Genomic DNA, 15,217 nt, shown 5'->3' with positions numbered 1-15,217 from the left:
CGGATATCCACACAACAATGCCTCACGGGAATGACATAGAGTAAAAATCGTAGGGTATTATAGGTCTTCATCTACTCATTTGCACCATGACAATATTTATATTTTTTGCCTGAACCGCATGGGCATGGCTCATTACGAGATACCCTACCCCAGCTAGTATGGTCTTCAGGGTTTCTAGCTTTAGGGTCAATACGTGATATAACAGGTTTAAGATCGGTCTCAATGCTACTTCCTGCATTATATTTACTAAATGCCGGATCTTCCCGACTTTCTTGCATATTTTTCTGGAGCTTTTTATGCTCAAGCGAAACATCTTCTTTTTGAATATGCTTTAAGTCGATATGGAAGTGATATACGGTTTGAACAAGTAATTCTTTTAAATTATTAAGCATCTGCTCGAATAAATTAAACGCTTCTCTTTTATATTCGCTAAGAGGGTCTTTTTGTGCATAAGCTCTAAGTGATATACCTTGTCTTAAATGATCTAAGCTATATAAATGATCTTTCCAAACTTGATCAAGATTCGTTAGCAAAATATATTTTACGGCATTATGCATTAACTCGCTACTATAAGCTTCTTCTTTCGACTTATATATATCATGAGCCATTTGTATAACGACTTTGGTAATTTCTTCTTCCGTTACGTCATTTTTACTTATTAAACTATGATCAAATTTTATAGAAAAGACCCGATGTAATTCTACGCTTAAATTTTCTATATCCCAATCTTCTCTGTAAGACCCTGTCGGCATGAAAGTTAGTACTATCTTTTTGGCTAGTTCCTCGGTAGCATTATTTAAGAAACCATAATTATCTTTGGATTTGATAATTTCGGTGCGTTGCTCATATATTATTTTACGCTGGTCATTCATTACATCATCAAAACGTAATAAATTTTTACGTAACTCGTAGTTATGCCCTTCTACTTTTTGCTGAGCTTTCTCAAGTGAGCGACTGATCATTGGATGGTGGATAGCCTCTCCGTCTTTTAGTCCGAGCGTTCTAAGAACCCCTGATATACGATCCGATGCAAAAATACGCATTAAGTCATCATCAAGCGATAGGAAAAATTTAGTCTTACCAGGATCACCTTGTCTCCCTGATCTTCCTCTTAGCTGATTATCTATCCTGCGGCTTTCATGCCTTTCCGTACCTATCACAAATAACCCGCCTGCTTCAATAACCTGCTTTTTTTCTTCAGCAATTTGGGCTTTTATTTCAGCTATTTTAGCTTCATAACTATGATCTTTATCTAGCTGCTCTATTAACATCTCAGGGTTACCGCCAAGCATAATATCAGTACCACGCCCAGCCATGTTGGTTGCAATCGTTACCGCCTTAAACCTGCCTGCTTGAGCAATAATAAAAGCTTCCTGCTCATGGAACTTAGCATTTAATACTTTATGAGGGATTTTTTCTTTATTTAAAATGTTTGAAAGTTCTTCTGACTTTTCTATGCTTATCGTACCGACAAGTATAGGCTGACCCCGATCGTAACAATCTTTAATCAGTTTTAAGATAGCATCATATTTTTCTTTTTTACTGCCGTAAATTTCATCATCAAGATCAAGCCTTGTTACCTTATTATGGGTTGGAACTGCAACCACATCGAGGTTATATATGTCTTTTAGTTCCGGTGCTTCGGTCATAGCCGTACCGGTCATACCCGATAATTTAGGATAATTGCGGAAGTAATTTTGGAAAGTAATAGATGCCAAAGTTTGGTTTTCATTTTGAATCTTCACATTTTCTTTTGCTTCTAACGCTTGATGTAGCCCCTCTGAATATCTACGCCCTTCCATTACACGACCGGTAAACTCGTCTATAATCATTACTTTACCGTCTCTTATTAAATAATCTACATCAACAGTAAACATATTATGAGCTCTTAAGGCTTGGTTAACATAATGTACTAAAGTCAAATTCTCAAAATCATATAAACCGGAATCAGATTTTATAATATCCTCTTTACTTAAAAGCGATTCTATATGCGTAATGCCTGTTTCCGTTAAATTGATAGTCTTTAACTTTTCATCTCTTTCAAAATCGCTTGCATTAAGCATGCGTATAATTTTATCAATTTTACCGTATAATTCTGAATTATCATTAACCGGACCCGATATAACAAGCGGCGTTCTAGCTTCATCTATTAAAATCGAATCAACTTCATCGATAATAACAAAATTAAAAGGACGAAGTACTCGCTCTTGTATGCTATACTTCATATTATCTCTTAAATAGTCGAAACCGAGTTCATTATTTGTTGCATGGGTAATATCGGCATTATAGGCAGCTCGTTTTGCTTCATCAGGCATACCGCCAACAATACATCCAACCGATAAATCTAAAAAATTATAAATTTTACCCATGGAGGCAGAATCACGGCTTACTAAATAATCATTCACGGTTACAATATGCACTCCTTTTTCGGTCAAAGCATTTAAGTAAGCAGGAAGCGTTGCAACTAAGGTCTTACCCTCACCGGTACGCATCTCGGTAATCACGCCTCGATGTAATATAAGGCCTCCTATAAGCTGGACGTCAAAATGACGCATACCGCAAACTCTTCTAGCTGCTTCCCTAACTACTGCAAATGCTTCATATACTATATCATCTAAAGTTGCTCCGTTTTTAAGCTTTTCTTTAAACTCCGCAGTTTTATTCTTTAACTCCTCATCCGATAATTTTTGTATAATAGGCTCAAGCGAGTTGATTTTCGTAATCTCGGAAAATAGTTTTTTTACATTACGATCATTCGCTGTACCGAAAAGTTTTTTTAATATAGAAAGCATTAAAATCCTTAAATAATATTTTGTATTTAAAATATAGGTGATTTTACAAAATTATCAAATAATTAATGCCCTCAATATTGAGCAACCCGTAATTTTACTACATAAATATTTGTAAATTATTATTAATAAATAAAATATTATCAAATAGCTGTTGACGGTTGGGCATTATTTTTATAAAATTTAAGCTTATGTTAAACACAATATATGAGTCATAAATGAAAAAATTATCTGTTATATTTTTATCAGTTAGCATGCTGTCCGGTATTGCTTTTGCCGATACAAAAGATAAAGTAGTAGCTACCTATAAAGGCGGTGAAGTGAAAGAATCACAAGTTATGAAAGAATTTAAGCCGCAGCTTAATCTTCAATCAGGTGAAACAATCAAAAACTTTGATGATTTTCCGCCGCAGGATCAGGAAAAATTAATAAAAATTTATGTTAATAACCTTTTATTAAAAGAAGAAGTTGCTAAGTCAAATATTACTTCTTCTAAGGAATTTCAAGAAAAACTTGAAAACGCAAAAAATCAATTAGCTCAACAAGAATTACTAGCAAATTACATAAAATCTAATATTACAGACAAGATATTCGATGACGAGTATAATAAATATGTCGGTAATCTTAAAGGTAAAGAGCAGATACAAGTTGCTCATATTTTAGTTAAGTCCCAAAAAGAAGCTAATGATATTAAAACCAGATTAAGCAAAGGTGAAAATTTTGCTAAACTTGCAGAAAAGCTATCTATTGATAAAGCTTCAGGTGCAAATGGTGGAGTTATAGGTTACATTCTATTAAATCAACCAGGACAGTTAGTACCGGAATTTGAAAAGAAAGCTTTTGCTTTAAAAGTAAACGAAGTTTCAGCTCCCGTAAAAACCGATTTCGGTTGGCATATTATCAAAGTACTTGAGAAAAAGTCCGTGCCTATCCCGACAAAAGAAGAAGCAAAAGTAACTATTGATAATATATTAGCTTCAGAAATACTAAAGAAATATATTTCTGATTTAGAAGCTAAATCTGATTTAAAAATCATATTACCTAAAGCAGATAGCAAAGCCGGAGGGTAATTTATTTAATATCATTCCTGCGAAAGCAGGAATTCAGGGTAAAGAGAGATAAATCGAGCTTTTAATTTTGAAAATCTATTGTGTATGTACCGTTTAATTACTGGATTCCCGCTTTCGCATGAATTAAAATGATGACATAGGGTTCGCACAACAACGTCTCTATGCAAGCATAACGTTATAACTCCCCCTCAATCACAGCAAATGCTACACATACAGGGTAATCATCAGAAAGAGAAAGGTGAATATTAAAAGAAGGGTATTTTTTTGTATAGTTTGAACTAACTTCTACTATAGGCTTGCCTAAATCATCATTTAGTATAGTAATATCTTTAAAGTTTATGCCCTGACCGATTCCGACCCCAAAAGCTTTACTAACAGCTTCTTTAGCAGCAAAACGTTTTGCTAAAAAGGTAGCATGACTTGTTTTATCTAATAAAGTAAACTGTCTTAATTCCCTTGAGGCTAGAATTCTTTTAGCAAAAAGTTTCGGATATGAATGTAATATTTTTTTGATTCTAGGAATTTGTACTATATCAGTACCGATACCGATAAGCATTTACTTATCTGTATCATAATCTTCATCACTTTCATCAATAAAGATTTGATCATCTAAATCAGAGTAATCATCATTTATACAAACTTCAGCTAAATATTCATTAAATTTTTCTTCTACATCTTCTGATTCATCTTGATTAACAAGAGGTTCTATCATAGTTCTTGTACGTAGACTGTTTATTAAGTCTTGTTCTAACTGTTCTACCGATACTTTTCCGGCAGCAATTCTACGTAGTGAAATAACAGGAGGTTTATCACGCTTTTCTTTTTTGGTTTGACTAGCTTCTACTTTATAATTTAATAATTTAGCATATCTAGTTGCTAAGACAACAAGCCTAAACCTATCAGGTATAACTTTATTACAATCTTCTGCCGTAATTCTTGCCATAATTTTTCTCCGTTAACATAATGAATTTGCTGGCTTTATGTTGTACCAGACATTTTTAAAAAGCCCTTGATGTCATCTCTACGAAAGTAGGGATCCATGCTAAAAAATCTTGATTTCAAAGATTTCTTTATTCTATATTTTTTTTAAATAAGTCTTCTTAAAGCTTTGTTTAACTGGATTCCTGCTTTCGCAGGAATGACATCAACTCAAACCGCACAATAATAAACAAGCTATATTATACTCTTTTTATATCTGCACCGCAATTACTTAATTTCTTTTCTAAATCTTGGAATCCACGATCTAAGTGATATATTCGGTGTAGTACGGTTTTGCTATTAGTACTAAGACCGGCGAGTATTAGTGATACTGAAGCTCTAAGGTCACTTGCCATAACTTTTGCCCCCTTTAGCGTTTCAACACCTCGGACGATAGCCTTATTACCTCGCACAGTTATATCTGCCCCCATTCTACACAACTCCGGTACATGCATAAAACGGTTTTCAAAAATATTTTCGGTGATCATTGAAACACCGTTACTAATCGCCATAAGACTCATAAATTGTGCTTGCAAATCGGTAGCAAAGCCTGGGTACGGATTGGTTTCTAAATCAACTGAGTTTAGCTTCCCTTCATAAGTTACTTGAACCCCGTTATCGATCGGTACAACTTTTATACCGGTTTCGATAAGTTTTAAAGCTATATTTTCTATAATATGATAATCAATCCCACAAATTTTTAAGTCACCTTTAGTAATTGCTGCTGCGAACATATAAGTACCGGCTTCAATACGGTCAGAGAGTACCCTATAACTCGCTTTATTTAATGAATCTTTACCCTTAATTGTTATTTCACTAGTGCCGACACCTGTAATATCTGCTCCCATTTTAATAAGGCAATTACATAAATCAACTATTTCCGGCTCCCGGCCGCAATTAAAAAGCAGTGTCTCGCCTTCTGCTAAAACAGCCGCAAGTATTGCATTAATAGTAGCCCCGACGGAAACTTTATCAAAAACAAAATGAGTACCTTTCAAGCGTCCTTTACTTGAAGCATTAATATAACCGTCTTCAATTTCAATTGTAGCCCCCATAGACTTTAAAACCGCAATATGCAAATCTACTTGCCTTGCTCCGATAGCACAACCGCCCGGAAGTGATACTTTTGCTTTACCGTATTTAGTAAGCAAAGGGCCAAGCACCCAAATCGATGCTCTCATTTTACGAACTATTTCATAATCTGCGGTAAAGTTATTTATACTTCCGGTATTAATTATAAGTTTAAATTCATCTTGGTGTTCTACTATTTCAATATCTGCTCCATGACTTCTTAGCAAGTTTTTCATAGTACTAACATCCGTTAACTTTGGAACGTTAGTAATGTGCAGTTTATCGGTAAGAATAGAAGCTGTCATAATAGGTAGCACGGCATTTTTAGCACCGCTAATATTAATACTACCTCTGAGAGGTTTACCGCCGTGAATAATTAATTTTTGCATAAGTTTTATAAAAATGTTTCCGGTGTCACCCCGTGGCTTGACCACGGGGTCCAGCATAAAGCAAGATAAATTAAGTTTTTAATTTTAAAAATTTACTATATTTAGACTTTTTAAGTACTGAATCCCGTGGTGGGGCCACGGGATGACGCTGATTATCTTTAAAGGATACAGCTAAATATCAATCGCTTCAGACAAGATGAATTTAGGGGATAGCCTGCGCAGCGTACAAAAAGTACGTGAGCACAGGCTATACCCACAAAATTCGCTTATGTCAAGTGATTGAGATGACGCTGTACTATACATCCAAATTCACGACGTTTAAAGCATTCTCTTGGATAAATAATCTACGAGGTTCAACAACATCACCCATTAAAGTAGAAAAAATCACCTCTGCATCGTCTTCTTGAGCAACTCTTACTTGTAATAAAGTTCTTCTGTCAGGGTTAAGCGTAGTGTCCCATAACTGATCGGAATTCATCTCACCAAGTCCTTTGAAACGCTGAATGCTTATACCCTTTTTTCCGCACTCTATAATAGTATTTAATAGCCTACTCGGTGTTAAAATATCAAATTCTTGATTTTTTACCGTAAGCTTTAATTGCTTATCAAATATATCAAAAATTGTTAAAGCAAGCTTTGATATTTGTATAAACTCAAATGATTCCAACTGCTCTTTCAACAATATTTTACTTTCTTTTAAGCCTCTGCTAAAACGGAAGAACTCTATTTTATTTTCATGTTTTAAAACTTCCCAATTAGTTTTATCAGGCGACTCTTCTAAGCTATTTAAAGCATCTAAAGCTTTTTTAAGGCTTAAATCACTTTCAACCTCAAATATTTTATTATTAAGTAAGTCATTAATTGCAAGAATTTCAGTAATTGAGCGATTAAATTTTTTGCTAGCATGATCAAGCAAGTCGTTAAACTTTACTACTTTACTAATTAGCTCTTCTAAATTATCACCTACCAACTTCTCTTTACCGTCTAGAGTTAAGGTTGCATCATTGATAGTTGATTTTATCAAATAATCTTGCAAAGCTTGCTCATTCTTTAAATAAAGCTCGGCTGCTCCTTTTTTCACTTTATAAAGAGGTGGCTGTGCTATATATAGATAACCTTTATTTATTAGCTCCGGCATATGACGATAGAAAAACGTAAGCAGCAAAGTTCTAATGTGCGATCCATCAACATCAGCATCGGTCATAATAATAACTTTATGGTATCTAAGTTTTTCAAGTGAAAATTCTCGCTCAACACTAATTCCAAGAGCCGTAATTAACGTACCGATTTGATCAGAACCAAGCATTTTATCAAATCTTGCACGTTCAACATTTAAAATTTTACCACGTAGAGGTAATATAGCCTGAATTTTACTATCCCTACCCTGTTTTGCAGTACCACCCGCAGAATCTCCCTCAACTATAAACAGTTCTGAAGCTGCCGGATCTTTTGAATGGCAATCCGCAAGTTTACCTGGCAAATTTGATACTTCTAAGACTGATTTTCTTCTAGTTAGCTCTCTTGCTTTTCTAGCAGCTTCACGAGCGTTAGCTGCTTCCATAATCTTGTTTATAATTAGCTTAGCTTCGGCAGGATGCTCTTCAAACCATTCGAGTACTTTAGTATAGACGGCATTTTCAACAACCGGTCGTACTTCGGAGCTTACTAGCTTATCCTTTGTCTGAGAGGAAAATTTAGGATCGGGAACTTGAACTGATAATACACAACACAATCCTTCTCGAATATCTTCGCCACTGAAATCATTTTTAGTTTTTTTGTTAAGACCTGTGTTATTAAGATAAGAAGTAACCGCCCTAGTTATACCTGATTTAAAAGCACTGAGATGCGTACCGCCGTCACGCTGCCTAATATTATTAGTAAAACATAAAATATTTTCATGATAAGAATCATTCCAATGCATGGCAAGCTCAACTCGTATACCTGAGTCTGGATTATCACCATTAACTATTATACATTGATGAACGGTATGTTTGGCTCTATCTATATATTTCACATAGGCTTCTATACCACCCGTATAATAAAACTCTGTTTCCTTAGCTTCTTCAAAGCGGTTATCGACGAGTAAAATCTTTATTCCTGAATTTAAAAAAGCAAGCTCCCTTAAACGATGTTCTATAGTTGCAAAATCAAATTCTATATTGGTAAATGTTTCTACAGAAGGGAAAAAAGTAACTTCCGTACCCTTTTTATCAATATTTTCTTTGACTAGCGCAAGCGGAGCTTCTGTTATTCCGTTGTTAAATCTAATTAAGTATTCCTTATTATTACGCCAAATACGCAGCTCAAGCCATTCAGAAAGAGCATTTACTACAGATACACCAACGCCGTGCAAACCACCGGAAACTTTATAGGAGTTCTGGTCAAACTTACCGCCAGCATGAAGCTGCGTCATAATTACTTCAGCTGCCGATATTCCCTCTTCTTCGTGAATTTCAACAGGTATACCTCGTCCATTATCGGATACGGTAACCGAGCCGTTTTTATTTAAGGTTACCTGTACTAAATCACAATAACCAGCAAGCGACTCATCGATAGCGTTGTCGACTACTTCATAAATCATATGATGTAGACCAGACCCATCACCCACGTCACCGATATACATTCCAGGTCTTTTCTTTACCGCTTCAAGACCTTTTAAAACCTTTATAGAATCAGCACCATATGATGATTCATTAAATTTTTCTTCAATTTCCGACATAATCCGACACAATATTTATTTGTTGCTAGAAACAATAAAAATAACTATAATGTAACTTATTAGAATAGTAAAGTTTCTTGATTTAAAATTAGTGGGATTATCTCACCGATGTCATTCCCGCGTAGGCGGGAATCTAGTCTAAGGTGAGATAAATCGAGCTTTTAATTTAAAATATTTACCGTTTTTATACTTTTTTTCTGAATTCCCGCTTCCGCGGAAATGACACTGAAACAATACCAAATTAATGAAATAACAATGAATACATTAAAGTTAAAAAATATTTTCGATGTAATGGATGATTATGACGTATTTTTATTTGATCTTTGGGGAGTAATAATCGAAGGAGGACATACCTACCCTAATGTTGTACAAAATATTAATAAACTTATTGAACGGAAAAAAGTATATTTTGTCACTAATGCTCCACGAAATATTTTTTCACTTCATCGAACAATTAAATCTTGGGGATTAAATGCAAAGCCGGAAATGATCATTAGCTCAGGTGAAATAGCAGTAGAAATGATTTTAGAAAGCAAAGAGCGCTTCGGTATTGAAAAACCGGTAATATATCATTTGGGACATTTAGAAAATGATATATTAAATGGCATACAATGCCCTATTACCTATGATATCAACAAAGCTAATATTTTCCTAATGACTATTTACAGGGATGAAAACGAAAATTTAGATTTAAACGAGTTTGATGAATTATTTAAAATCGTCATAGAACGTAAAATGATCAATATATGCGCTAACCCTGACCTTGGAATAAATCAGCTCGGTGTTTATAGATATTGCAGCGGCTATTATGCCGAAAAAATAAAGCAACTTGGCGGACAAGTAATTTATAGCGGCAAGCCGCATGCAGAAATATATAGCAAGGTTTTTAAAGAATGTCATAGTACCTCTAAGGAACATATTTTAATGATAGGGGACACTTTTTACACTGATATACTTGCAGCAAATCGCCTCGGTATAGACTCCGCCCTAGTGTTAACCGGAAACTCTAGAGAATATCATATTAATTTTGATAATATTGAGAAAAAACTAGTTAGCTTAACAAAAGCTGCTGTTAAGCAATCTATTATACCTAGTTTTGTTGTGAGTTTGTCGTAGGGTTGTCATCGTGAAGAGGCATTATATGTCATTCCTGCGAAAGCAGGAATCCAGAATAAAGCGAGATAAATCAAGCTTTTAATTTTAAAAATTTGCTGTATTTATGCTTTTTCTCTGGATTCCCGCTTCCGCGAGCATGACATAAAAAGATAAAAATGGCATCAAAACCCTATTGATATTATCCTCATAATCTGCTATAGAGTAAAACTTAAGCGGTCGTGGCGAAATTGGTAGACGCGCAGCATTGAGGGTGCTGTTCTGTAAAAAGATTGGAAGTTCAAATCTTCTCGACCGCACCATTCGCCGGTTTTTCACAAAGTCAAATTAGCGACTTCTTGCTGTGGGCTGCTCTTTTCTTTGTTCTGAGATCATTGCTCTAAAATTTTTCTGTTTTGGTACTTCGGATTTTATATTTACTCCTAGCTTTTTCTTATTAGCAAATGTTTGCGCCGATTGTACAAATGATGCGAGGATTTTTTTATCACGTATCATTTCTTCAACTGAATATGTAAGCTTTCGTTCAGACACTTCAGGATGAAATTGAAGGGTACGAATTGGAGCTCCAAACTGTGATTCCGTTGCTTCTATTTCTCCATGTTTGGTGGTAGCTGTTACTTTTAGCAATTCTTTTTTATCTATCAATCTATCTTTTCCACCTACTTCTTTTACTATATTATTATGACTACCCCAAAAACTTTGACCAGATATTTCTTTTACGATAGAATTCGTTTTTATTATTGATGCTAATTCTGAAGTAGGCTCAATAATCATAGAATCGTGTTTATGATAAGGCATATCAGTTATTTTGCCTTTAAGATAGGTATTAATAACTTGATGCCCCCGCAAATTCCCATTATGGGTATCCCTTTTTTATTGCTACTTCTACCATAATTGTTTCAGCAAGAGAACGTGCAAAATTAAATTTGCCATCTTCTGAGGTTACTTCTCCCCCAAATTGCTTAGCTACTTCCGGATTAACTGAAAAATTATTACCGGGAATTACTAAAGCATCCTTGTCAGCTAAAAGTTCTTTTGCTTTTTTCTCACTTCATTTATTACCTCTTCGTTAATCTTCTTCTCTTTATTAGCTGAGTCAGGTATTATTTTTCTATAATCAATATATTCTAGATCTCCACCTTGATAAATAAGCTTATTTTTTACTTCATTTTCAACTTCTCCCCCCAACTTGGGAATTATAGCTTAATACAATTTTAGGTATCGGTGGTAAATCTTCAAAACACTCTGTTTTTGTAATTCTTGTATATGCAGTATCATTAAGCTCTTCTGCGCGTTTAGTTAATACCTCGGAAATTTTCGTATTTTCTAATAATTTGCTCCAATATAAAGGGGTATTTCCAGCCTTATCGGTTAATATTCACTGTGTGATTAGATTTTAAATAATGATCTAGACATTTATCAAATACCTCTTTCTTTCCTTGTTGTGCTGGTAAACATCAAAAGAGTTTCACCGTTACTATTTTTTAAATTAAAGATTTTTTCTACTGTTTGTTCTTTAGTATTTTCTATAAATAGTAGAGCTATATCTACATTTCCTTTATGCCCCAATAGAATATCTGGAGCAGTATCACCGTTTTTATTCGTAAGCTCAATATCAGCATTTTTATCTATTAAAGACCTAATAATGTCTAAATCTTTAGTCTTTATGGCTGAAAATAAAATTGGAGCACCATCTTTATCCACTTGGTTAACGTCGACTCCTTTATCTAATAAAGCCTTAACCATCTTCACTTTTTCTTACTTTATAGCTCTTAAAATAATGGGATTTCTCTCTAAGTCCAATGCATTGGGATTAGCTCTTTTATTTATTAAAGCATTGAATATATCTAAGTTATTGCTATTTATAGCTTTTAGAGGAATAGGATTTTTGCCGGGAGGTTGAAAGTTAGGGTCAGCTCCTTTATCTAATAAAGCATTAAGGATACCTAACTTCTTTGTTGCTATAGCCTTTAAAATTATATGGTTTCCCGCTTCATCCAATGCATTGGGATTAGCGCCGTAATCTAATAAAGCATTAACAATATCTAAATTTTTATTGCTTATAGCAGAATAAATACAAGGATTATCATTTTTCATCTAATGTATTAGGATTAACCCCTGCTTGTAATAACTTTTGAACCTTTTTTAAATCGCTATCCTGAATTTCCTCAATCAATAACTCTTTCTGTTTATTCATAATTCCCCCTTTTAATATCCTAGAGGGTATCAGTAAATAAATTTTAACCGATAATTTAATTCTTTTCGACTAGCAATTATAAGATTTTTTTTGAAATAGGGACTGTTATTTCTGTAAAAATCTTATCAATTTTCGCTAAAAAAGCTCTTTAATTATTAATTAAATTTAATCTACTGATACCCTTTTAATAAGAATATATTAATTTAAGGATATAATTAATATATTAGAGATGTCAATATTATTCAACATGGATCGTTTGCTAAATAAAAACTATTGCTTATTTGTACTCTGTGATTTATATTGATTATCAAATTGTACACCACTTTGCGTTATACCTAACTAAATCAGTTTTAAATAATTATAACAAGTATACTCCGAAGTAAAATGAAGAGTTGGTATACGAAGATCAACTTCAAAAAGAGCAAGGAATCCACAAGACGAGGAACGGAGCGTATACTTAATACGTGAGTATCGTAGCTCTTGTAGGATGACGTAGCCAATTTTTGAAGTTCTATCTTAGTATATAAGATAAACTATTAGGTAAATAGGTTATGCCTAATTTCAATATATTTAAAAGCATCTTACCTGATCATCACGATCAATTTGCTGAGATTTTTGATCAAATTAACGATCTGATTGAGGATCACAATTATGATGCTGCTGCAAACAGACTGACCAAGCTTCATTATGCCGATTTAGCAGATTTCTTAGATAATCTTAACAATAAAACATACAGGGTAATTATTCCTTTATTACAGGATGAAATTAAGCCCGAAACTCTAGTATCGTTAAATGCTTATAGTAAGCCTCTAATAATAGAAACTTTAGGCATAAAAAAATCTGCAGAGTTAATTAATAAACTAGTTATAGAAGATGCTATTGAAGTAGTAATTGATCTAGACGATGATATAAAAGACCTTATCCTAGATAATCTCACTGAAGAAAAAAAACACCAAATTACCGTAGGTTGTACATACCCTGAAAATACGGTAGGTAGAGTAATTGAGCGAGATTTTATTAATCTTCAAGAAGGATGGACGGTCGAAGAATCATTAAATTTTATCAAGAACGTAAAACATGACTTTTATGCTGCAATCGTCACAGATAATAAATTACGCCCTATCGGTATTATTTCTCTCAGTACGCTAATTAAGCACAAAAAAAATGAATTAATAAAAGATTTGATGAACAAAGGTTTTAAGCTCGCAGATGCTTTTACCGACTTAAATGAACTAAGTTTTATTTTTAGACAATATGCTTTAACTATTGTACCGGTAGTAAATAAAAGCGGTAAGCTAGTCGGTAGCGTATCAATCGATAATATAATTTATATTATCGAAGAACAAGCTGAAAAGGATATATTATCATTAAGCGGGGTACACACTCAAGATACTTTCTTCAATGTATTTTATACCGTTAAACATCGTTTTCCTTGGCTGTTTGTTAATCTAATCACTGCCTGCATGACCTCGCTTATAATTAACCATTTTAACGATACTATTGCAAAACTTGTAACGCTTGCAGCCACTATGCCTATCGTAGCTTCAATGGGTGGAAATGCCGGAACACAAGCTATGACCGTTACGGTTAGAGCCCTTGCTAATAAGGATATCCATTATAATAATGTCAATAAAGTTATATTAAAAGAAATAGCCGTATCGGCTTTTAACGGTTTTGTACTTGCAATTATCGGAGCAGGACTTAGCTTTGTGATGTTGTTTGATTTAAATCTTAGTGTAATTTTTGCTATTGCAGTTATTTTAAATTTCTTAGTAGCCGGATTATTCGGCTCTGCTATTCCTATAGTACTGCATTATTTTGATATCGACCCCGCTGCAGGCTCCGGCGTATTCCTAACAACCATAACCGATGCCTTAGGTTTCTTAACTTTCTTAAGCCTTGCTCATATTTTTTTAGTGTAATTGTTTATTAGATATCTTTCCAAACCAGCTTATAGAGAAGAATTTAAAGGAGACAACTCAGTACCGCAGCGTACGTAGAAGTACGTAAGGATGCGAGTCTAGACTCGACGTATAAATACCTCTAGAAGCGAGGTTTGGAAAGATATTTATTCAAATAAAAATATGTGGTCGTGCCTCCGTATTGCAGTTTAGCATGAATAGTCTATAATCCTCAAACAGTAATAAGAGAGAATTATAGTTAAGGAGTTATGGCAAGAATAGATGTTAAGTGTAGATCAAGAATAGATGTTAAGTGTAGATATTGTAACGACACAGAAAAAGTAGTAAAGGCGGGATATTCAATTTCAAAACAACAGAGATATCAATGCAAGCAGTGTAATCGATATTTTTAACTGTAATATATTAATAATGCCTCTAAGCCTGGAGTCAAGACTCAGATAGTAGATATGTCAATCAATGGCTCTGGAGTTAGGGATACAGTAAGAGTATTAAAAGTGGGTATCAATACGGTTATCCGTGTTTTAAAAAAATCTAGCGTTAAAAAAGATAAATCATTCTATCAATACGATAGAAGTAATTATTGCTCCTGAAATAGATGAACAATGGCCTTATGTACAGAATAAATCCAAACAAAGATGGCTTTGGTATTCTTTGGATAAGATTTTGTTAAAAGTAGTTGCTTATACTTTTGGTACAAGATGTGATAGCACATCAGAATCATTACTGAAAAAAACCGGAGGATTTTAAGGTTACTTTTTACTTTACAGATGGATAGGGAAGTTATGCTAGGTTATTAGATCCCAAAAAACACATTGTTAGTAAAAAATATACTCAACGGATAGAACGGGGTAACTTAAATCTTAGAACAAGATGCAAAAGACTGACACGTAAAACAATTTGTTTTTCCAAGTCATTGGATATTCATGATAAAGTCATCGGAACTCTTATTGAACGTATAGCCTTTTAATA

8 protein-coding genes, 1 tRNA gene and 3 pseudogenes are annotated in these 15,217 nt (G+C 33.9%); 6 read left to right on the top strand and 6 right to left on the bottom strand.

Annotated elements, in window-relative coordinates:
• Positions 1-71: 71 nt before the first annotated feature.
• Positions 72-2,792 carry a preprotein translocase subunit SecA gene (secA, locus tag AAGD46_RS03000; RefSeq protein ID WP_341787702.1) on the bottom strand — a complete coding sequence of 907 codons (2,721 nt, stop codon included), beginning with the start codon at positions 2,790-2,792 and terminating at the stop codon, positions 72-74.
• A 215-nt stretch (positions 2,793-3,007) separates the two neighbouring features.
• On the opposite strand from secA, the gene AAGD46_RS02995 reads away from it, so the two are divergent.
• Entirely contained in the window at positions 3,008-3,859 is an 852-nt protein-coding gene (locus AAGD46_RS02995) for a peptidylprolyl isomerase (RefSeq protein WP_341787701.1), read from the top strand.
• 175 nt (positions 3,860-4,034) lie between these two features.
• Here AAGD46_RS02995 and acpS read toward each other — a convergent pair whose 3' ends face one another.
• From acpS to gyrB, 4 genes are all read right to left on the bottom strand, one after another.
• Positions 4,035-4,415 (bottom strand): holo-ACP synthase, encoded by a 381-nt coding sequence (gene acpS / locus AAGD46_RS02990; protein ID WP_341787700.1) that lies wholly within the window; start codon positions 4,413-4,415, stop codon positions 4,035-4,037.
• On the bottom strand, positions 4,416-4,802 hold the full coding sequence (gene rpoZ / locus AAGD46_RS02985) for a DNA-directed RNA polymerase subunit omega (protein ID WP_341787699.1): 387 nt from the start codon (positions 4,800-4,802) through the stop codon (positions 4,416-4,418). It abuts the gene before it with no gap.
• A gap of 235 nt (positions 4,803-5,037) precedes the next feature.
• Positions 5,038-6,297, bottom strand: a complete 1,260-nt coding sequence (murA, locus tag AAGD46_RS02980; protein ID WP_341787698.1) for a UDP-N-acetylglucosamine 1-carboxyvinyltransferase — start codon at positions 6,295-6,297, stop codon at positions 5,038-5,040.
• Positions 6,298-6,592: 295 nt separating this feature from the next.
• Positions 6,593-9,016, bottom strand: coding sequence for a DNA topoisomerase (ATP-hydrolyzing) subunit B (gene gyrB / locus AAGD46_RS02975; protein WP_341787697.1), 2,424 nt, complete (start codon positions 9,014-9,016; stop codon positions 6,593-6,595).
• Between the two features lie 255 nt (positions 9,017-9,271).
• Here gyrB and AAGD46_RS02970 point away from each other — a divergent pair, with 255 nt between their 5' ends.
• Together AAGD46_RS02970 and AAGD46_RS02965 are read left to right on the top strand one after the other, a co-directional pair.
• Positions 9,272-10,132 carry a TIGR01459 family HAD-type hydrolase gene (locus AAGD46_RS02970; protein WP_341787696.1) on the top strand — a complete coding sequence of 287 codons (861 nt, stop codon included), beginning with the start codon at positions 9,272-9,274 and terminating at the stop codon, positions 10,130-10,132.
• Between the two features lie 212 nt (positions 10,133-10,344).
• A tRNA-Leu gene (locus AAGD46_RS02965) sits at positions 10,345-10,431 on the top strand.
• 25 nt (positions 10,432-10,456) lie between these two features.
• Here AAGD46_RS02965 and AAGD46_RS02960 read toward each other — a convergent pair.
• Positions 10,457-12,326, bottom strand: a pseudogene (locus tag AAGD46_RS02960) (ankyrin repeat domain-containing protein).
• Between the two features lie 551 nt (positions 12,327-12,877).
• On the opposite strand from AAGD46_RS02960, the gene mgtE reads away from it, so the two are divergent.
• From mgtE to AAGD46_RS02950, 3 genes and pseudogenes are all read left to right on the top strand, one after another.
• Positions 12,878-14,248, top strand: a complete 1,371-nt coding sequence (mgtE, locus tag AAGD46_RS02955) for a magnesium transporter (RefSeq protein WP_341787695.1) — start codon at positions 12,878-12,880, stop codon at positions 14,246-14,248.
• A pseudogene (locus AAGD46_RS08810) lies at positions 14,249-14,364 on the top strand (palindromic element RPE1 domain-containing protein); the annotation flags it as partial.
• A 132-nt stretch (positions 14,365-14,496) separates the two neighbouring features.
• Positions 14,497-15,215: pseudogene (locus AAGD46_RS02950) on the top strand (IS1 family transposase).
• The last annotated feature ends 2 nt before the right edge of the window (positions 15,216-15,217 follow it).

The organism is Rickettsia endosymbiont of Cantharis rufa, from assembly GCF_964026445.1.
Classification (GTDB): domain Bacteria; phylum Pseudomonadota; class Alphaproteobacteria; order Rickettsiales; family Rickettsiaceae; genus Rickettsia.
This window is presented reverse-complemented; position numbering and strand designations above follow the sequence as displayed.

Bases quoted from the DNA above. Each gene is read 5' to 3' on its own strand.
- murA (WP_341787698.1), bottom strand. From the start codon at position 6,297: ATGCAAAAATTAATTATTCACGGCGGTAAACCTCTCAGAGGTAGTATT.
- gyrB (WP_341787697.1), bottom strand. From the start codon at position 9,016: ATGTCGGAAATTGAAGAAAAATTTAATGAATCATCATATGGTGCTGAT.
- mgtE (WP_341787695.1), top strand. From the start codon at position 12,878: ATGCCTAATTTCAATATATTTAAAAGCATCTTACCTGATCATCACGAT.
- AAGD46_RS02995 (WP_341787701.1), top strand. From the start codon at position 3,008: ATGAAAAAATTATCTGTTATATTTTTATCAGTTAGCATGCTGTCCGGT.
- acpS (WP_341787700.1), bottom strand. From the start codon at position 4,415: ATGCTTATCGGTATCGGTACTGATATAGTACAAATTCCTAGAATCAAA.
- AAGD46_RS02970 (WP_341787696.1), top strand. From the start codon at position 9,272: ATGAATACATTAAAGTTAAAAAATATTTTCGATGTAATGGATGATTAT.
- secA (WP_341787702.1), bottom strand. From the start codon at position 2,792: ATGCTTTCTATATTAAAAAAACTTTTCGGTACAGCGAATGATCGTAAT.
- rpoZ (WP_341787699.1), bottom strand. From the start codon at position 4,802: ATGGCAAGAATTACGGCAGAAGATTGTAATAAAGTTATACCTGATAGG.